The sequence below is a fragment of the Anaerocolumna xylanovorans DSM 12503 genome (genome assembly GCF_900143645.1).
In the GTDB taxonomy this organism is placed as follows: domain Bacteria; phylum Bacillota; class Clostridia; order Lachnospirales; family Lachnospiraceae; genus Anaerocolumna; species Anaerocolumna xylanovorans.
In genome coordinates, this window is sequence record NZ_FRFD01000003.1 from 1,332,137 (window position 1) to 1,351,842 (window position 19,706).

Genomic DNA, 19,706 nt, shown 5'->3' on the forward strand with positions numbered 1-19,706 from the left:
ATTCAATTGCATACAAAAAGCTACCTTGCACTTAGGAGTATGCTATGTTATAATTACAAAATATGGATTTAATATTTGTTAAAATAATTACTTTAAGGAAGTGAATGTATGCTAAAAAAATCTCCAAGCGGAAGTTTATGTCCATATTATTATATGGGAGGCGAGTTGCATCCTCTCAAATACGGAAGCTACTTTACAAATAAAAAAGAGTTATTTGCAATAATAAAGGCAGAAGAAGATTTTATCCTAAGTTCACCTGGAACAAACAATAGGCGGATTTGGATAGACTTGTACGAGACGAATCTTGATGATGAAGTTATTGACTGCCTCGTCACTCATCTTCAGGCAATAAGACATAAAATACTAAAATTGAGTTTAGTTGGCTGTTCAGTTAAAGATAAAAGAAGAATCTCCAGCTTAATGAAAAGCAGAAACTGTGATCTGGCAGACAAAGCAAGGTACTTCCGTGATCCGGAGGATGCCAAAATGTGGCTTATAGGTGAAAAAAACAGATAAAAACGTTCTGGAACTTTCTGTAAGCTCACACCGGAAAGTCAACTGCATAAACCCTATCCGCATTTATGCAGTTGCTAATCCCAGTACCCTGTTGAAGTTCTTCAAGTTATTATACGGAGTAATAATTGGATAAATATTCTGGATACTTTCATTACCCAGGCAGTATTTCGTGAAATTTGCAAGTGTTCCTGACGGACCTAAATCAATATAAACAAACTTATCCGGTTTTTCAACTTCTTTAATGGCGTCTGCGAAATTAACCGGTTTCCTTACTACCTCCCAGAAGTAATTATCTTCAAAAGACAGCTTGCGTCCACCGGACATGCATGAAATCATCAAATAATGTACCGCCCATTCCTTTAGCCTGATCACCCTGTCCCGGAAAAACAATTGTTGACATACCTTTTACCTTCCTCCCATATAATATTGGCTCTATAAATCTTTATTGGTCATATTCAATACTCATTAAGGTTTCCTGATTCTTCACGGTACATCCTTCCTTAACCAGTATTTTTCCAACTACACCATTCCTGTGGGCAAACACATTGATTTCCATCTTCATGGATTCCAGGGTTGCCACTATGTCATTCTTTTCTACCCTTTGGCCTTCCGCCACATGAACGGCTATAATCCTTCCCTGCATCGGGCTTATTATCTGTTCCTTATTGCTGCTGTCATCAAATACGAAATCCGGAAGCCCGTCTCCTATCCCATCCTTATCCTCTGCAGAATCCGGCACGATAGCTTCCCTTTCATCCACAATGCATACCATGTTGTCATCGACTTCAATGCCGTAACGTGTCTTCCCCAATATTACTTCATAAACCATTTTCATCCCCCTATTTCATATACATTCCTTATCTTTATGTTTTCCGCACTTTTCCCGGTCCGGTATGCAATAATGGCCCTTAATTTTTCTTTCGTAAGCTTTGGTAATTCTTCCGTAACTTTTATCCAATCGCTATTTATCTTACCTGCCGCGGACTCTAAGAATCCATACCGTTCCCCTTTTTCCGTATCTCTGCCGGCTAGGAAGCTGTCTCCCATTCCGGGGAATAGAATGGTAGTCAGTATATCGCTCCTGCCATAGTTTTTATCCAGCAATTTCAGTTTCTGTATTTCATATTGGCGGGGCAGTTTCTTGGACAATCTTGTCCTGGGGAAATCCTCTTTTCCAACGAGTCTTTTCATCAGCTTTTTATCCACTTCTCCGGGCGGCGTACCATATTCCCCCTCAAAGTAAGCCTTTACTTCTTCAATTACCTGCTTATAACGTTCCCCCAGCATCACATTTACAGTCGCCTGTGTACCGACCATCTGACTGATAGGCGTCACTAAGGGAGGATATCCCATATCCTTTCTTACATTGACAACTTCGTTTAGTACATCATCCATTTTGTTTTCAAGGTTCTGCTGCTTTAACTGGGACAGCAGATTGGAATACATACCGCCGGGTATCTGATTGTCTATGGTTTTAGGCCTTGTCAGAAGGACTTTTGTTTCCAGCAGGCCGCTTTTGATGCCTTTCTCCATAATACCTGCAAAATGGTCGTTAATCCTCTCCAGCTTCCTTCTGTCCAGGGAAACTTCCCTGCCCATATCTTCCGCCACCCGTACCATTATTTCAGTAGCCGGCTGAGAAGTCCCTCCGGAAAAGCTTGATATTGCAGTATCAATGATATCCACTCCCGCTTCTATTGCTTTTAAATATGTCATATAGGCATATCCCGTACTGCAATGGGAATGCAGTATAATTGGCAGGCTTGTGGCCCTCTTTAACTTGCTGATAAGTTCATAGGCCGCATTTGGAGCCAATATGCCTGACATATCTTTAATACAGATTGACTTCGCACCGATTTCCTCCATCTGCTTCGCCAGGCTGATATAAGAATCAATCGTATGAACAGGACTGACGGTATAGGATATTGCACAGGAAGGGTGTGCGCCGCACCGGTTCGTCTCATCGACTGCCACTATTATGTTTTCAATGTCATTAAGGGCATCAAAAATCCGGATAATATCAATTCCTTTTTCAACGGAATTATAGACGAACTTTCTTACAACATCATCGGAATAATGCTTATATCCGAGCAGGCTCTGCCCTCTTAAAAGCATTTGCAGCTTTGTATCCGGCATGGCCTTTCTCATTATCTTCAGTCTTTCCCAGGGATCTTCCTCCAGGTACCGGATACAGGAATCAAAAATAGCCCCGCCCCAGCATTCAACGGAATAATATCCCGCTTCCCCCATAATATCCAGGATACTTTCAAAGTTTTCCCTTGGAAGCCTTGTTGCTATCAGTGATTGATTTGCATCCCGCAATACGGTCTCCGTTATATTTAGCTTCATACTCCCTCCATCATCATAAAGGTATATTGCCGTGTCTTTTCCCGATAGTGACCGGCGCTGCTTTTCCTTTTAACATCTGCAGGCTTAATCCAATCCGGTCACGCATCTCGCCAATCTCTATTATTTCATCTATATAGCCCTGCTCTGCGGCTGTTTTTGCATTCAAATAATTTTCTTTATACTCAGCCACCTTTGCCCGGAACAAACTATCGTATTCCTCTGTGGCGGCACTTTGAAGCTCGCGCCTGTTTATGATGCTCACGGCACCCTCTGCTCCCATAACGGCAATCTCGGCATTTGGCAAGGCAAATACAAAATCAGAGCTAAGATGCTTGCTTCCCATTGCAATATAAGCTCCCCCATGGGCCTTTCGTAAAATGACCGTTACTTTTGCAGTGACTGCTTCCGCATAAGCGAACAGCAGCTTGGCCCCATGCCTTATGATTCCGTTATGCTCCTGCTCAATCCCCGGCAAATAACCCGGTGTATCTACAAAAGTAATCAACGGAATATTAAATGCATCACAGAACCTTACAAATCTTGCTCCCTTATCGCTTGAATCGCAATCCAGCGCTCCTCCGTTGTTCTGTGGCTGGTTTGCAATAATTCCGACTAATTCCCCGGAAAGCTTTGCAAATCCAACGACCAGGGAAGTGGCAAAATTCTCATGGATTTCAAAAAAGCTATCCGCATCAGCGCAGCAGCCTATGATTTTCTTCACATCATAGGATTGCTTCTCGTTAGACGGGATAATGCCGCTAATTTCATCCCTTCCTACTGTATTGCCTGCATTCTTATCAAAGGTTTTCGGACTTTCGCCGGTACAGCAGGCAGGCAGGTAATCAACTAACCTCCGGACTTTTTTAAAGCATTCCTTTTCGCTGTTGCAGATAACGTGGGCCACTCCGGATATACCGGCATGTACTTTTGCCCCGCCCAGTTCTTCAGCCGTACATTTTTCTCCTGTGACGCTCTCGACAACCGACGGGCCTGTTATGTACATATTGCTGATTGAATTGACGCAGAATACAAAATCATTGATTGCCGGTGAATATGCCGCCGCCCCTGCACAGGGTCCTAACACAACGGCAATCTGCGGAATATAACCGGAGGCCCAGGTATTGTACTTCATTATTTCCCCGCATCCGGCCAGGGAATTAATTCCCTCATTTATTCTGGCTCCCCCCGAATCATAGATTCCGACCACCGGACATTTACAGGAAATAGCCATTTCTATCAAATGAGCAATCTTTCTGCCATGGTATAAGCCTATGGTTCCTCCGCTTAAAGAAAAATCCTGTGAAAAGACAAAAACCTCTTTTCCATTGATTTTTCCATGTCCTGTTATAACTGCATCATATGCAATATTGTTCTCCCCATGAATCCTGCTTCCAATTTCGCGGAATGAATCTTTATCCAGTAATAATGATATCCGCTCTATTGCATGATACTTTTTCTTATCGTGCTGATATTGTACGTTATACTCCATTTTCCACCTCATACGGTAAATTTAGAGGGCATCCTCCGGATATCCGCCTCTCATAATTATGTATTTTTTCCCAGCTTCTCCTAAAATCATATAAAAACCTTTTATTAACTGCAATTACTTTTTGATTCGATTTTTGTTATTTTTTGTTGCTTATCATTGTTTTCGCACTAAAAAACGCTGCAGAAAGACTAAAAATATTAGTCTTCCTGCAGCGCCTCTTATTGCGGTGAAAAGGTGCTTACTAGAGCACCTTCCATTTACCTTCTTTTAAAAAATATTCTGCATTATCCGAAGCCATTATTGTTACCTGATCCGGGTATCCCATAACTTCAAGCAGCTTTATAGCATTTTTTGATACTGCCCTTCCCTTCATCAGCTTATAGTCAAACAAAACATTATTGTCTGCAATCTGCTCCTTAAAATGATAATTCGTATAATAGTTCTCCAGGATATGTGTGAGTTCTATATCGTGGGTAGCCGCAAAGCAAACCGTATTTGTGCGGCTTAAGTAATAGAGAATCTGGGTGGATGCAGCGATCCGTTCCAGGGTATTCGTTCCTCTAAGCACCTCATCTACAAAACATAGTGTGGGTATTTTCTCATCTATCTGGTCTATGATTCTCTTTAGCGATTTTATCTCAACAATATAATAGCTTTCCTTTCCCAAAAGGTTATCCTTTAACGCCATAGAAGAAAGCACCTTAAAATAACTGGCTTTGTAGCTGCTGCTTAAAGAAGTGCAAATCGTCTGGGACAAAATAGCATTGACAGCTAAGGTCTTTATAAAGGTTGATTTACCGGAAGCATTGGAGCCGGTTATTAAGACAGAATCATTTGTATGGATGGAATTTAGTACAGGCTCCTCTATCATAGGATGATAGATGTCTTCCACCTCCAAAAAAGGCCCTCCTTCACCGGTAAGATCAGGGATGGTATAAAACGGCATCATCTTTCGAAAAGAGGCTGCCGCAATGCAGCTTTCCATCAGCCCTATGGTTTCATATATTGTATTTAAATCTTTACGGTTTGCTTTAAAGCAGTCCAGCATGGAATAAAATTTTATTAAATCAATATGAAAAAGAATCTTGATATAATCCAAAAATATCTCCGAAAGATCACCGCCGGCACTTTTTGTTGTTACCAGAAAAGACCTCTTTGTGAATTTAAGAAAAACTTCCTTGGTTTTTTTTAGTGTAGCGGTATATTCACTGATTTCAGGAATATTAAGCTTTATTATAGTGTTAACACCGTCCAGTAACCGTACAATATAAGCACATACGGTAAAATATAGCTCAATCTTTGCTTTTTCCCTGTAATACTGGTAAGTATTATTGCCAAGCATTAATACGGTCAATACTCCTCCGACAGCCGGGCTAACCGCTATCAGCGCTAATGATGCTACCAAACCAATCCCCATAAGAATATGGGGCCAGGTACTTTTGGTTTCAAGCCCCTCCAAACGGTTAATGTATTCATGTACGGAAACATTTCTGATTTTACCCATCTTGTACAGTGCCAGCTGCAGGGACAGCCTTTTCTCTTCATTATCTGAAAAGAAATTCATAAGCCGCTCTCTTTCCTTTAGCTTCTCCTCACTGAATTCCAGCTTATGAAGCAGTGCATACAGATATTCTTCTCCAATGGCACTGCCTGTATTATTAATCAGCATAAAAATCTCTTCCATACTGATATCATTCCAGGTAATATTATCCACATCATTCGTTTTATCGGCCTGTGAACGGTAATAGGCAGATAAGGATTGAAATTTCTCGGTAGTATATTCCTCCTCCGGTACTTTTCCCCAGTCGTTAAGAAGCTTTTGCTTTAAGTTCCTGTACCATACCCTTTTATCATAGACTCCTTTAACTACAAAAACTGCAACTATTGCAAGAATACCTAATGCAATTTCCATCTGTTTCATCCTCCTGTTATTTGAGGCAGTAAATCATCTTCATACAAATGATTTATACCATCGGTATTAATTCAAGAAAGAGTCTGGCTTACCAGACTCTGGCGCTGATGCGCTGTCACGCAGTGACAACTTCTCTGGCGCATCATGTGCATCCCGCCCGTAGGGCTTTTGATCTTATAGGACGCAATTTCCTATAAGATCAAAAAGGGCTGCGTATTGCAGCCCTTCAACTCAAACTTATTAATCATTGATTACTCTTACAATTTTTATTGGTGAACGGTAATACATGTTAGAAATTTTTATGCCGGTTCTGGGATTACTTGCATGAATAACCTGTCCGTTACCGATATACATAGCAACATGACTGATATAACTTCCGCTTCCGTAGAACACCAAATCTCCTGGCCTGATATCGCCGGAATTAATGCTTGTTCCTGAATATGCCTGACTTCTGGAAACTCTGGGTAAGGAATAACCGAACTTCGAATAAATGCCTAAAGTAAAACCTGAACAATCTGTTCCGCTTGTAAGACTCGTACCTCCCCATACATAAGGATTACCAAGAAACTGCTTTGCATAGGCAATCATCTGTGCTCTGATACCGGAGGTTCCTGACGTAAGTTCATCAATTGTTACGGCCTTTTCCAACTGATAGGATAAAGCAATATACTGTCTTGCAACATATCCTTCATCATCATCAATCTTAACCTTAAGCCAGTCCGTAGATACCGAAGTAACCTCTAAATCTTCATTATTCGGCACACTGGTAACTACACTGCCTAAAAGACTTGGCTCTACTCTGACATTGAGAGTTTCTGTATTTACTGTTGCAACCAGACTTCCTACCTTCTTGGCAAGGGATACTGCTTTGTCTCCAGTAATAAGGAATTCTTTCTTCACATAACCTGTAACTTTGCCGGATTTGATTTTAACCCATCCGTCTTTATCTTCGTCTATTATTGTACATCCTGCGTTCTTTGGTAATTTACCGATAATCTTTTGGTCCTCACCGGGAGCCTTGCGGATATTAAGATGATTATCCACATTCGCTATACCAAGGTTATTATAGTCATAAGCGGCAACACTGGACTCCAGCGTGGCAATGGTAATCTCCGAGGAAGCAGCCGTATTGGCTGAATCATAATATTTATCCAAAGTCACGGATATACCTGCTAAAGGCTGTTCCCCATAGATGGCCTCAGCGCTTGTGTACTTGGTATTTAAGGCAAATAATAACGCACCGGTTACACAAAGGCATGAAATCTTTAAAAATCTGGTAGTGCTATGGTTCATTGGGTTCCTCCTGCTAGTTATCCCTCATCATTAATTATGTATTAGTATCTCCATAGTTGTTACAAATATGTTAAATTTATTTCTAAGTTATTATATCAATGGTTCATAGTTTTGTCAACACTTTGCCTTAATTTTGATAAATTCTCTTTAATTTATTGTAAGTATTTCCAGTAAAGGGGATTTTTATACCCAAATAGAAGGCCGGGAACGGATTGTCTATTCTTAATTTGTAGAATAATATCGAAAAAACAGAAAAAGCGCCATGAAATTCATGACGCTTTTTCTATTTCCTCTTATATGATAATACAGATAATTCCTCCATTGCTTTCATTAATAATCTTTTGCATGGTTTCCTGAAGCTTTATCTGGCTTTCATCCGTCATCTTGCTGATTTTGGTATTAATTCCATCCTCTACAAGCTGTTGAATAGACTTTCCATAAATATTGGTTTCCCAGATTCCTTCCGGATTCTCGGAAGCATTCTTTCGAATATAGTTAATCAGGTCATTGGCTTGCTCTTCGCTTCCTACAATAGGGGCTATCTCAGTCTCTATCATTGCCTTTATCATATGCACCGATGGAGCCGTCGCGCGGATCTTAACACCGTATTTATTCCCATGTCTCATGATTTCAGGCTCTTCGATAAGAATTTCTTCCCTCCCAGGATTTACTACGCCGTATCCTTTCTGGCGAACTTCTTCACAAGCTCCGGCAACCTTACCATATTCCTTCTTAACCTCTGCTAATTCCCTGATCGTATTGATGAGCTGGTAATCATCTGCTATGGTCACTCCGATAAGGTCACTTAAAATATTATAATAGTAGGAATCATCAAACTCGACATCAACTTTAACCGAACCGTTTTCCATCTCAATCTTATCAATTTTAAAACGGTTGACATACTTACTGTCCGTAATCATATTGTCATTTTTCACATCATTGATTAAAGTAATACCCTTTAACAATTGCTTTACAGAATCAATCAAGTCAGCCTTAAGCCAATGATCATCAGGAAGTATTTCCGCCCATTTCGGAGTATAGAAATTAATTTCTGATACCGGAAATACCGAAAGGATATTGGTCATAACATGGTTGATATCTTCTTTTCTTAACTGCTCACAGTTTACAGGTATACAGTTTACATTGTATTTTTGGGTGATGTCATTGGCAAGATTCTGACTGCTTTCGGAATAGGGCCTGTTGGTATTGAGAAGCACAATAAAAGGTTTTTTTAATTTTTTAAGTTCTCCGATTGTTTTTTCTTCCGCTGTAACATAATTCTCCCTTGGAAGCTCTCCGAAGCTTCCGTCGGTAGTGACTACAATCCCTATCGTAGAATGATCGTTAATTACCTTCTGGGTACCGATTTCTGCTGCCTGGGTAAATGGAATTTCATAGTCATACCAGGGTGTCTTTACCAGACGCTCCTGCTCATTTTCAATATGTCCGGCAGCACCTTCCACCATAAAACCTACACAGTCAATCAAACGTATATTTACTTTTGTATCATCTCCCAGTTGAATCTGGGCTGCTTCCTTGGGAATAAATTTAGGCTCCGTGGTCATTATGGTCTTACCGGCAGCACTTTGCGGCAATTCATCAATTGCCCTTTCCTTATTGTTGACATCGGCAATATTAGGAATTACCAGCAGATCCATAAACCTCTTTATAAAAGTTGATTTCCCCGTTCTTACCGGCCCCACCACACCTATGTATATGTCACCGCCTGTCCTAGCCTTAATATCATTATAAACATCATATATCTGGCCTGACGTATCCAGTGACGAATATTGGTCCAACATACACATCCTCCTTTCGGTTATACTTAAGAATATGCAAGAGGATATCAAATAATGAATTCAATGTTTAATTTTTACATTTTAGAATTATTTCAGCTATAAAAAAGGCTTTGAACAGATGATTACACATCCATTACAAAGCCTTGTTTACCCTATTATATTATTTCTTCCACTGAAGCTCTGAATACTCTCTTCTCTTATCTCTTAAGAGTAAGTCCGATACCGCCTCAAGAGCCGGTTTATCCTCAAATAATATCTGATTTACCTGTTCTACGATAGGCATCTCTACCTCATATTTCTTTGCCAGTGCAAGAGCGGCTTTGGCAGAGTAAACTCCTTCTACCACCTGCTTTACTTCCTTCATGGCTTCTTCCATGGTATAACCTTGTCCGATAAGATAACCTGCATTACGGTTTCGGCTGTGTTTACTGGTGCAGGTCACAATTAAATCTCCAACACCGGAAAGCCCGGCGAAAGTCTCCATTTTGCCGCCCATGGCAATGCCTAAACGGCTGATTTCTGCGATTCCCCTTGTCATAAGTGCTGCCTTTGTATTATCGCCAAAGCCCAGGCCGTCAGCCATACCTGCTGCCAATGCTATGACATTCTTTATGGAACCTCCAAGCTCTATACCGATTACATCAGGACTTGTATATACGCGGAAACGTTCAGTCATAAATACATCCTGAATAAAATGTGCCGTATCCTTTGAATCCGCTCCCACAACACAGGTCGTGGGAATTCCCCTGCTTACTTCCTCTGCATGGCTTGGTCCTGAAAGAACCGCCACATCGGCCTGGGGAATCTCATCCTTTAAGATATCCGTTAAGGTCTCAAGGGTATTCTCTTCAATACCCTTACCGACATTGACAATTATCTGATCCTTTGCAATAAAGCTGCTTGCGTTTTTGGCAGTTGCACGTACATAGGGGGAAGCTACGGCAAACACGATTAAATCCTTGTTTTCACAGGAAGACTTCAAATCCCCGCTAATACTTACACTGTCCGGAAGCTTGATTCCTGGCAGCTTATCCTTTAATTCCCTGTCTGCAGTTAATTGTTCTACTTCACTCTTTAAAGCCGACCAAAGTACAACTTCATGACCGTTATTTCCAAGTAAAATAGCGATGGCCGTTCCCCACGCGCCTGCACCCAATATGCTTATCTTCGACATGAACACTTCTCCCTTACTTTTGTTCTATTTTTACCTTTTGTCCAATTTTATTCTCAGTTCCATTCATAAGCCTCTTGATATTCGCCCTATGTCTGATAAAGGCCAATACCGTAAAGATAATACTTATCAGAAGCATATGTAGATCTCCCGGATAAAAAACCAGCACTCCAATGGGAAACAGGAGTGAGATTAACAAAGAACCTACTGAAACATATCTGGTTATGGCAACAGAGAGAAGAAATACGACGAAAGCCGCCAATCCAATTCTCCAGTCAAAGGCCAGAATAGCACCTCCTGTAGCCGCAATTCCCTTTCCTCCCTTAAAATTCAGCCAGAAAGGGAAGTTGTGGCCTATCACAACCCCAAGGCCGGTGTAAAGTGCCAGTAAATGAACATATGGTTCATTCTTAAAAATAACAAACGTAATTATTAGAATTGGAATAAATGCCTTTAGAGCATCCCCTAAAAAGGTAAGAATTCCTGCCTTTATCCCTAACAGACGCATGGCATTGGTAGTGCCTGCATTTCCGCTTCCGTATTTTCTGATATCAATATTATTTGCTTTTCCAATAAAGTAAGCAGTCGACAAACAGCCGCACAAATATCCTAAAATTAAGCATATTATTATGTTTTGCAGCATCTTATTCTTTTTCCTTTCGCTCCCTGATGAAAAATTTAAGTGATGTTCCTGAAAATCCGAAGGCTTCCCTTATTTTATTTTCAATATATCTGGTGTAGGAAAAATGCATCAGTTCTTTGTCATTTACAAAGATAACAAAGGTCGGCGGTTTGATGGAAACCTGGGTGATATAGTATAATTTCAGTCGTCTTCCCTTGTCGGAAGGCGGCTGCTGAAGAGCTACGGCTTCCGCCATAATCTCATTCAATACTCCGGTAGCAACTCTTAAATTCTGGTTCTGGATAACCTTTTCAATCAAATCAAACAGCTTATTAAGCCTCTGCCCCGTTAGCGCTGATATAAATATCATTTCTGCATAGGACATAAAGGAAAGGACGTCTTTTATTTCATTGGTGTGTTTATAGATCGTTTTATCATCTTTTTCAACGGCATCCCACTTATTTACCGCTATTATAATGCCCTTACCGCGTTCATGAGCGATTCCTGCAATCTTGGCGTCCTGCTCAGTTACACCTTCCTTGGCATCAATTACCAGAACTACAATATCCGCACGCTCAACAGCTGATACGGTTCTTACGATACTAAAGCGCTCCAGCTCTTCTTTAATTTTACTTTTTCTCCGAAGTCCTGCGGTATCAATAAAGATGAATTCCTTGCCATGGTATTTAACCGGGGTATCAATGGCATCTCTCGTGGTACCGGCAATTTCAGATACAATTACCCTTTCTTCACCAATAAGCTTATTGATGATAGAGGATTTCCCGACATTAGGCTTTCCTACAATCGCAATACGGGGGCGGTCATCCTCCTCTTCCTTTAAATCAGCAGGGTTAAAATGGCTGATAACCTCATCTAACATATCTCCAAGTCCTAACTTGGAGGAGGAGGATACCGGATGAGGGTCTCCAATTCCCAGGTTATAGAATTCATAGACATCCGGCATTAATTTATCGAAATTATCTACCTTGTTTACCACAAGAACAATTGGTTTTGTTGAGCGTCTTAACATATCCGCTACCTTAAAGTCATTATCTACAAGCCCCTGCCTTACATCTACAAGAAATAAGATAACATCCGCTGTCTGTATGGCAACTTCAGCCTGCTGCCTCATATAGGAAAGAAGCACATCATTGCTCTCCGGCTCAATTCCTCCCGTATCAATCATGGTGAACTGCTTATCAAGCCACGTAACATCGGCATAAATTCTATCCCTGGTGACACCCGGGAAATCCTGGACAATGGCTATCCTCTCGCCTGCCAGGGCATTAAACAACGTTGATTTGCCTACATTAGGCCTTCCGACAATTGCAACAATCGGTTTACTCATTTTATAAAAATTCCTCTCTTTTATTTGCATGTTAATGTATGACTGCATCCACTAAGGATTTTCCGTCTGATTTTACAATACAAACTTTATTTGTAAAGCCTTTTCTCTATTACTTAGATAGTATATCAGCTATAGGAATAATTATCAAATATATTTTGTCAAAAAGCCACCGTATATTGACATTACAGCCACTAAAAGCGCATAATATTTCTGGATATTTTACAAGGATATTGATACAAAAGAGAAAGGCATGGCTATTAATATGAAGATTGAATTAAAGCACAGCCTTACCGTTGAGGACTACAATGCCGTAAGAAAAAGTGTGGGTTGGAAGGAAATACCTTCCAAACAGGCTAAAAGAGGTCTTTCCAATACTTATTATCTTACTGCTGCCGTCATAGACGGACAAACCGCCGGTATGGCACGCTTAATCAGTGACGGAGGATATGTGGCTTATATTGCGGATGTGATCGTAAACCCGGAATATCAGGGCCAGGGTATCGGCAGGATGATTTTGAATGATATAATGGATTATATAAAGAATACCCTGTCACAAGGAGAACAGGTTATGGTTATTTTGGTTGCCGCAAAGGGAAAAGAAGAATTCTATGAAAAGTTTGGCTTTATCAAAAGACCCAATGAAGAGTACGGAGCCGGCATGACCCTCTTGTTATAGGAAAAATTCCTTATAAGGTTGACTTACCATTTCTCCCATGCTATAACTAGATATGTGTAAAATGAGGAAATTCTGTTATCGTGACAGTTAGGAGGACAAGCAATGTCTGATAATTCAGTAAAAACCCCTGTAGCACCTTTGAGAATATTATCTCTAGATGGCTTTCGCTCTATGGCAGAAAAGGTGGACAAACATATTTCCGCTTCCAGAAAGGCAAAAGAAGAAGCCTCTCCCGATAATTTCTCATTTACAGGGTATTATAAAGAAAGTTACCTTGTTGATGCAAGCGTACCCCGTTTCAGTTCAGGAGAAGCCAAGGGTATAATCAATGAAACCATTCACGGCACCGATCTTTTTATCCTTGCGGATATCAGTAACCACTATCTGACCTATAATCTGCATGGCACGGAAAACGGTATGTCACCGGATGACCATTTTCAGGATTTAAAGCGTCTTATTGATGCCTGCAACGGAAAAGCCAGAAGAATCAATGTTATACTTCCTTTACTCTACGAAGGCCGTCAGGATAAGCGAAATGCTTTAGAGTCACTGGACTGCGCCACTGCTTTGCAGGAATTAGTACAGATGGGCGTTAAGAATGTCATAACCTTTGATGCCCATGACGGAAGAATACAAAACGCCGTCCCTCTGGAAGGCTTTGATAACTTTTATACCTCCTATCAATTTTTGCAGGCATTATTACATACAGAGGATGGTATATCCATTGAAAAGGAAGACTTCATGGTAATAAGCCCTGATGTGGGCGGTATGTCAAGAGCCGTATTCTATTCAAATATTTTAGGTGTAGATATGGGAATGTTTTATAAAAGACGTGATTATTCTGTTGTTAACGACGGTAAGAATCCCATTATCGCCCATGAATTCCTGGGAGGAGATGTAGCCGGAAAATCTGTTTTTATCGTAGATGATATGATTGCTTCCGGTGAAAGTGTCTTAGAGGTCGCCGCTGAATTAAAGGCAAAGAAAGCCGAAAAAATCTATATCTCAGCAACTTTCGGGCTTTTTACCACCGGCTTTGACCGGTTTGATGAGGCCTTTAAAGAAGGTATCATTGACAGGGTATACACAACCAACCTTATATATACTCCAAAGGAGCTGATAGAGAGGACTTACTATACGAATGTAGATGTCAGCAAATACCTCTCCCTTATAATTGATACCATCAACCATGACAGCTCTGTGGATGGCATTATGAATTCCGGCGGACTAATAAGAAAGCATCTGGCAGAATACAGGGAAAAGTGTAAAGGTACTCTCTAAAGTTTCCCCTACTCTGTTAACATCAAAAATGCCGCTAAGGTTCCCCTCTTTCCTTTTGATGCCCGGTGTGAAAATAAAAGGTCAGAATGACAGCAGGTACATAAACCGCTGATATGGATATTTTCTTCTTTTAAGCCTGCGGCTTTTAAAATGATACGGTTTACTTCCCATAAATCCAGTTGGTATCCGCCAGCTGGATTTTTTGTAAAAATTCTGCTATACTCACCATGAAGTTCCTCACTAAATTCTTTTCTGAATTCCTCTGCCACTTCCCTGCTCACTTCATAGCAGTCCTTACAAATAGAAGGTCCGATCAATGCTCTTATGTGCTCGGGTTCGGAACCAAATGCCTCCTGCATGGCAGTTACAGTCTTTAATCCCATTCTCCCCACTGTTCCTCTCCAGCCGGAATGGCTAAGCCCTATGGCAGGCTGCTTCGTATCCACAAAATAAAGAGGTACACAGTCTGCATAAAAGGTCGCAAGAGGTATTCCCCTCTCTTTCGTAATAAGTCCGTCAACATCTTCGTAATCTCTTGGCAGATATAATCCCTTGCCCTTATCACTGTTCTCGACCAGACGAACATTTGTTTTGTGAACCTGATGGGTTGCTACCACATCCTTATAAGGGACCTCTAAGCTTCTGCAGATTCTTTTATAATTTTCATCTACATTTTCCTTCTCATCCCCTACGGAATAGGAAAGATTTAAAGATTCAAAATAACCCTCGCTCACCCCTCCAAGCCTTGTGGTAAAGCCATGCTTGATAAAAGGAATATCCGACAAATGAGCAAAGGTCAAAAAAGGCGTTTCTTTTTCTGTATGCAGCGTTACATTTTCATTATTTTCAAACAATTCCCATGCCTCATTTCCAGCTATTTAGTATTGTGCATCAAATGCATTCCGTATTAAGGTCACTTCTTCTCCCACAATTCCAATCACATCAAACCGACAGGGAGTGTCCTCTGGTATATGGTTTATGTACATATAATATCTGGCTGCCTTGCAGATATTTCTTATCTTTTTTGAATCAATGGCTTCCAGAGGGGAACCGCTTTGCAAATCCTTACGGTATTTTACCTCAATAAATACAAGAGCCTCTTCTTCCCTCGCTATCAGGTCTACTTCCCCGGACCGGGTAAAGAAATTGGCGGCAAGAATCCGGTAGCCTGCCGCTGTAAGGTAAGCTGCTGCCATTTGTTCCTTTTCACTTCCTACGGCTCTTTTATTGTACATAACCCTTCCCTGTCTTATTACTGCTTTTTGTTCTTAAAATTCCAAACTAATAACATCAGAAATTCCACTGGCCTGGGAGTTTTAACTTTTCCATATAAGGAAACTGCTTATCATATTCTTCCACTTCCGAAACATTCAGATTCTCAAAGACTTCCGATTCATAGAATTTCCCGCTTACATCCTTTAATCCATCCGGTACCAATTCCAGGCCCATGAAGGCATCAAAATTCTTTCCTTCCCTGGTGGTAATATGAAAATTATCACAGGTCAGGAAGCCATGCCTGGGATAGTATCCCGGTTCGCCAAATATGATAATCGCTTTATGTCCCTGTTCCCTTGCCAGCTCAAAGGTTGTCTCTAGGAGCAGCTTTCCGATTCCCTTATTCTGAAGTTCTTTATCGACACACAAAGGCCCGAAAGTTAAGACCTCTGTCTTTTGCTCTCCATTATCAACATATGCCTTTGAATACATGACAGTACCTGCAATTTTACCGTCTATTACTGCAACTCTGCTTATTTCCGGAATATAATCCTTTGAGAGGCGAAGCAGGTGCACCAGATAATGTTCATCACATCCCGGTACATGCAGGTTCCAAAAAGCTCTCTTCGTCATGCACTCTGTTTCATACCAGTCTTCCTTTTGTTCTTGCCTTATAACGATATCCACTGATATCATATCCTTTCTTTTCCGGTATTTTTATCCCATCATTGACCTGACCGATAAAGGCAACAGCTGTCCTTACTTCTCGAATTTGGCTTTCAGACGGTCCATATCATCTACGAATATCATAATTTCAGAAACGATCTGGTAAAGTTCCGGCGGTATATAATCTCCCAGATCAAGCTTTGAAAGGCTGTTCGCCAGTCTGCTGTCTTCATGGACTGGTATTTGGTTTTCCCTGGCTCCCTTTAATATCTTATCAGCCAGATATCCCTTCCCAGTGGCAATAATTCTTGGTGCTTCATCCTCTGGATTGTATCCAAGGGCAACTGCTGTCTTATTTTTAAATTTTTCACTATCCGAAGGTTTTTTTTCAGAAAATTCTTTTTTTTCCATAGAACTTTTCCCTCCTGACTAACACCAATTTATAAAAAGTTCTTTATGAAGCTTCTTCTGTGAAGCAAAGTCGGCCCGTATTTTTTCAAGGTTTCTATGTGTTCTGCTGAACCATAGCCTTTATTGGAAGCAAAGCCATAAGCAGGAAAAAGCTTGTCATAGGCTGTCATAATGCGGTCTCTGGTAACCTTTGCAACGATACTTGCAGCGGCTATGGAAACACTCTTGGCATCCCCTTTGATAATCGGTACCTGCTTAATGGCAACTTTCGGTATGGTTACGGCATCATTAAGCAATATATCGGGGGTCATACCTAGATTACCTATCGCCTGACGCATGGCTTCATAGGTTGCCTGAAGAATATTAATTTCATCAATTTTCCCCGGAGGTACGGAACCGACACCTACATAAAGAGCCTTCTCCATAATCTCATCGTAAAGTTTTTCTCTCATCTTTTCCGATAACTGTTTGGAATCGTTAATGTATAGGATATCACAATTCTTTGGCAGGATAACGGCAGCCGCCATAACCGGACCGGCTAAGGGACCTCTGCCAACCTCGTCAATGCCACAGATATAAGAATATTCCCCATACTTTCTTTCAAAAGAAGTCATCTCGTATATTCGTATCTTTTCCGCCTCTATTGCCTTTTGTTTCTTCTGATATCTGTCAATCAGGCTTTTTACGCCTGTTCTGGTATCTTCCTGATACTTTATAATAATATCGGCTATTTCCTCTTCCTTCGCCAGCAGAAATTCTTCTTTTATTGCCTGTATGCTCTTCTCCATGTAGTTTCTCCGCTATTTTTATCTTGCTATAAACTTTAGTTATCTGTTGGTATATTTAAGGCATCCTCTTCCCTTACCTGCTCTGCAGGAAATTCCAAAGTCACCTTGCCAAGCTTGGCATTTCGGAAATCATCTATAATAAAACTTGAGGCCCTTTCAAGGTCCAATTCCCCGCCCTTTAACAGGCAGGCCCTCTTCTTTGCTATCTCAGTCAGGTTTTCTTCCGGTGTATCACTTTCTGTAATTCCGTAGCGCTCTGTAAGCGCTCCTTTATAATTCTGTATAAGAAATTTAATCAATGAAATGCTTAAATCATAACTGTTTAAGATTTCTTCCCTAATAGAACCAATAAGTGCCAGATGAAGGCCTACCTTCTGATCCTCAAACTTCGGCCAGAGAATACCGGGGGTATCAAGAAGTTCAATGGATTTATTTAACTTAATCCATTGCTTTCCTTTTGTTACACCTGGCTTGTTGCCGGTTTTGGCCGCAGCCTTACCGGAAATACTGTTAATAAAGGTAGATTTACCAACATTGGGTATACCAACTACCATTGCACGCAGGGGTCTGTTCAGGATTCCCCTCTTTCTGTCTCTTTCTATCTTTGCTTTACAGGCCTCTATTACCGCATCATTTACTCTGCGGATTCCATCCCCCTTCTTTGAATTTACCAAAACCGCAATATATCCCTGGTTTTCAAAGTATTCCTTCCATTTCAGGTTCTGGCTGTCATCTGCCAGATCAGATTTATTCAACAGAATGACCCTGGATTTACTCCCTGCCATCTGATTAATATCCGGATTCCTGCTGCTAAGTGGAATACGTGCATCCACTAATTCGATGACTACATCGATTAACTTCATATCTTCCTGCATCATACGTTTTGCTTTGGACATATGACCGGGATACCATTGAAAATGCATTACTCCTCCTCCTTTGCAATGTTTAATTTATTAATAAAAGCAAAACCATTCTGTCTGATCCAGGCTTTGCCCAGTATATCTCCCGAAACGATGTTTCCGACATTCGCAAAACGGCTGTCTTCGCTGTTGTTTCGGTTATCTCCTAAAACAAAAAATTCATTCTCATCCAGCTTGATTTCCTCTTCTGCCAAGCCGGGGTTTTCAATCGGATCGTTTACAATCTTCTCCGTTAACGGTTCACCGTTAATGTAGATCTTGCCTTCCTTTATCTGTACTGTTTCACCAGGCAGTCCAATGATCCTTTTAACATTCAAATAACTGTGCTCTTTATCGGATTGCTTAAACACGATAACGTCAAAACGCCTGGGCTGATGAAAGACATAGGAAAATTTATTAATTATTATCTTATCCTGGTCCATCAGCGTCTTTTCCATGGAATCTCCCGGCATGACCGTCTTTTCCAGCGCATAGTTGGCTATAAAATAGGCCAGACCAACCACGGCAGCAATCTCTGCAAACCATATGATCAAAGATAGAATTACCTTTTTTACAACAGGACCCTTATCCTCTTTTTCAAAATCATATCTCATTTTTCAACTACTCCCATGCATATCGCAGGCTTGACAGCAGATTGCCCGCAATCTGCGATACTGCTCAAATAAAACGTGTTTTACCGCATACACGGATAATAAAAGGGACAATACCATAAGTAGTTGTCCCTTCCCGTTTTTGGTCACGTGCTATTATTTTACGATTTCTTTAACTTTAGCTTTCTTACCTACTCTACCACGTAAATAATTCAACTTAGCTCTTCTAACCTTACCATGTCTGATAACTTCGATCTTTTCAACACTGGGGGAATGCAGGGGCCAAGTCTTTTCAACGCCAATACCATTAGAAGACTTTCTTACGGTAAATGTTTCTCTTGCACCGCCGTTCTGTCTCTTTAAAACAGTACCCTCAAAAACCTGTGTTCTTTCGCGGTTACCTTCTTTTACTTTTGCGTATACTTTTACAGTATCGCCTACGTTGAAATCTGTGATTTCACTCTTAAGCTGTGCAGCTTCGATTTCTTTAATAATATTATTCATTTTTGTGACCTCCTTTAAATTCGATGTTCTTAATACCTTGCCTCACAGAAATCTGCTTGTACAAATCCGTCAAAGGGCGTTGTATCAGAGGACCATCCCATCTCACAACATCTTACTATAACATGCCAATATAAAAAATGCAAGTAATTTCATAAG

Annotated in this window: 21 protein-coding genes; 3 read left to right on the forward strand and 18 right to left on the reverse strand. The window is 40.7% G+C overall.

Annotated elements, in window-relative coordinates; translation table 11 throughout:
* Positions 1-108 precede the first annotated feature (108 nt).
* Positions 109-516 carry a hypothetical protein gene (locus tag BUF11_RS05695; RefSeq protein ID WP_073587759.1) on the forward strand — a complete coding sequence of 136 codons (408 nt, stop codon included), beginning with the start codon at positions 109-111 and terminating at the stop codon, positions 514-516.
* Between the two features lie 63 nt (positions 517-579).
* Here the strand turns inward: BUF11_RS05695 and BUF11_RS05700 are convergent, their stop codons facing one another.
* The 10 genes from BUF11_RS05700 to der all read right to left on the reverse strand — a co-directional run bounded on the left by BUF11_RS05700 (position 580) and on the right by der (position 12,499).
* Positions 580-855, reverse strand: a complete 276-nt coding sequence (locus BUF11_RS05700) for a hypothetical protein (protein ID WP_139243281.1) — start codon at positions 853-855, stop codon at positions 580-582.
* A gap of 103 nt (positions 856-958) precedes the next feature.
* The gene (locus tag BUF11_RS05705; protein ID WP_073587761.1) at positions 959-1,345 is read right to left on the reverse strand and encodes an acetyl-CoA carboxylase biotin carboxyl carrier protein subunit; all 387 of its coding nucleotides are present in this window, start codon (positions 1,343-1,345) and stop codon (positions 959-961) included.
* Between the two features lie 2 nt (positions 1,346-1,347).
* The gene (locus BUF11_RS05710; RefSeq protein ID WP_073587762.1) at positions 1,348-2,865 is read right to left on the reverse strand and encodes a pyruvate carboxylase subunit B; all 1,518 of its coding nucleotides are present in this window, start codon (positions 2,863-2,865) and stop codon (positions 1,348-1,350) included.
* Between the two features lie 13 nt (positions 2,866-2,878).
* Positions 2,879-4,354 (reverse strand): acyl-CoA carboxylase subunit beta, encoded by a 1,476-nt coding sequence (locus BUF11_RS05715; RefSeq protein ID WP_073587763.1) that lies wholly within the window; start codon positions 4,352-4,354, stop codon positions 2,879-2,881.
* A 241-nt stretch (positions 4,355-4,595) separates the two neighbouring features.
* On the reverse strand, positions 4,596-6,266 hold the full coding sequence (locus tag BUF11_RS05720) for a MutS-related protein (protein WP_175561980.1): 1,671 nt from the start codon (positions 6,264-6,266) through the stop codon (positions 4,596-4,598).
* Between the two features lie 240 nt (positions 6,267-6,506).
* Positions 6,507-7,559: a C40 family peptidase gene (locus BUF11_RS05725; RefSeq protein ID WP_073587765.1), complete on the reverse strand. Its 1,053-nt coding sequence runs from the start codon at positions 7,557-7,559 to the stop codon at positions 6,507-6,509.
* 293 nt (positions 7,560-7,852) lie between these two features.
* Positions 7,853-9,361 carry a stage IV sporulation protein A gene (spoIVA, locus tag BUF11_RS05730; protein WP_073587766.1) on the reverse strand — a complete coding sequence of 503 codons (1,509 nt, stop codon included), beginning with the start codon at positions 9,359-9,361 and terminating at the stop codon, positions 7,853-7,855.
* A 157-nt stretch (positions 9,362-9,518) separates the two neighbouring features.
* On the reverse strand, positions 9,519-10,532 hold the full coding sequence (locus tag BUF11_RS05735) for an NAD(P)H-dependent glycerol-3-phosphate dehydrogenase (RefSeq protein WP_073587767.1): 1,014 nt from the start codon (positions 10,530-10,532) through the stop codon (positions 9,519-9,521).
* A 13-nt stretch (positions 10,533-10,545) separates the two neighbouring features.
* Positions 10,546-11,172 (reverse strand): glycerol-3-phosphate 1-O-acyltransferase PlsY, encoded by a 627-nt coding sequence (plsY, locus tag BUF11_RS05740; RefSeq protein ID WP_073587768.1) that lies wholly within the window; start codon positions 11,170-11,172, stop codon positions 10,546-10,548.
* A 1-nt stretch (position 11,173) separates the two neighbouring features.
* Positions 11,174-12,499, reverse strand: coding sequence for a ribosome biogenesis GTPase Der (der, locus tag BUF11_RS05745; RefSeq protein WP_073587769.1), 1,326 nt, complete (start codon positions 12,497-12,499; stop codon positions 11,174-11,176).
* A gap of 250 nt (positions 12,500-12,749) precedes the next feature.
* On the opposite strand from der, the gene BUF11_RS05750 reads away from it, so the two are divergent.
* Both BUF11_RS05750 and BUF11_RS05755 read left to right on the forward strand, forming a co-directional pair.
* Positions 12,750-13,175: a GNAT family N-acetyltransferase gene (locus tag BUF11_RS05750; RefSeq protein ID WP_073587770.1), complete on the forward strand. Its 426-nt coding sequence runs from the start codon at positions 12,750-12,752 to the stop codon at positions 13,173-13,175.
* Positions 13,176-13,277: 102 nt separating this feature from the next.
* A complete protein-coding gene (locus BUF11_RS05755; RefSeq protein ID WP_073587771.1) occupies positions 13,278-14,456 on the forward strand; it encodes a ribose-phosphate pyrophosphokinase in 1,179 nt (392 codons plus the stop codon).
* Positions 14,457-14,464: 8 nt separating this feature from the next.
* Here the strand turns inward: BUF11_RS05755 and pgeF are convergent, their stop codons facing one another.
* The 8 genes from pgeF to rplS form a co-directional block, all read right to left on the reverse strand.
* Positions 14,465-15,310 (reverse strand): peptidoglycan editing factor PgeF, encoded by an 846-nt coding sequence (pgeF, locus tag BUF11_RS05760; protein WP_073587772.1) that lies wholly within the window; start codon positions 15,308-15,310, stop codon positions 14,465-14,467.
* 24 nt (positions 15,311-15,334) lie between these two features.
* On the reverse strand, positions 15,335-15,691 hold the full coding sequence (locus tag BUF11_RS05765) for a YraN family protein (protein ID WP_073587773.1): 357 nt from the start codon (positions 15,689-15,691) through the stop codon (positions 15,335-15,337).
* Between the two features lie 55 nt (positions 15,692-15,746).
* The gene (locus BUF11_RS05770; protein ID WP_073587963.1) at positions 15,747-16,358 is read right to left on the reverse strand and encodes a GNAT family N-acetyltransferase; all 612 of its coding nucleotides are present in this window, start codon (positions 16,356-16,358) and stop codon (positions 15,747-15,749) included.
* 72 nt (positions 16,359-16,430) lie between these two features.
* Entirely contained in the window at positions 16,431-16,748 is a 318-nt protein-coding gene (locus tag BUF11_RS05775) for an EscU/YscU/HrcU family type III secretion system export apparatus switch protein (RefSeq protein ID WP_073587774.1), read from the reverse strand.
* Positions 16,749-16,777: 29 nt separating this feature from the next.
* Positions 16,778-17,536 (reverse strand): ribonuclease HII, encoded by a 759-nt coding sequence (locus BUF11_RS05780; RefSeq protein WP_073587775.1) that lies wholly within the window; start codon positions 17,534-17,536, stop codon positions 16,778-16,780.
* A gap of 35 nt (positions 17,537-17,571) precedes the next feature.
* Positions 17,572-18,459, reverse strand: coding sequence for a ribosome biogenesis GTPase YlqF (gene ylqF, locus BUF11_RS05785; RefSeq protein ID WP_073587776.1), 888 nt, complete (start codon positions 18,457-18,459; stop codon positions 17,572-17,574).
* Positions 18,459-19,049, reverse strand: coding sequence for a signal peptidase I (gene lepB / locus BUF11_RS05790; RefSeq protein WP_073587777.1), 591 nt, complete (start codon positions 19,047-19,049; stop codon positions 18,459-18,461). Before lepB ends, ylqF begins: the two co-directional genes overlap by 1 nt.
* Positions 19,050-19,202: 153 nt before the next feature.
* A complete protein-coding gene (gene rplS / locus BUF11_RS05795) occupies positions 19,203-19,550 on the reverse strand; it encodes a 50S ribosomal protein L19 (RefSeq protein WP_073587778.1) in 348 nt (115 codons plus the stop codon).
* Positions 19,551-19,706 lie beyond the last annotated feature (156 nt).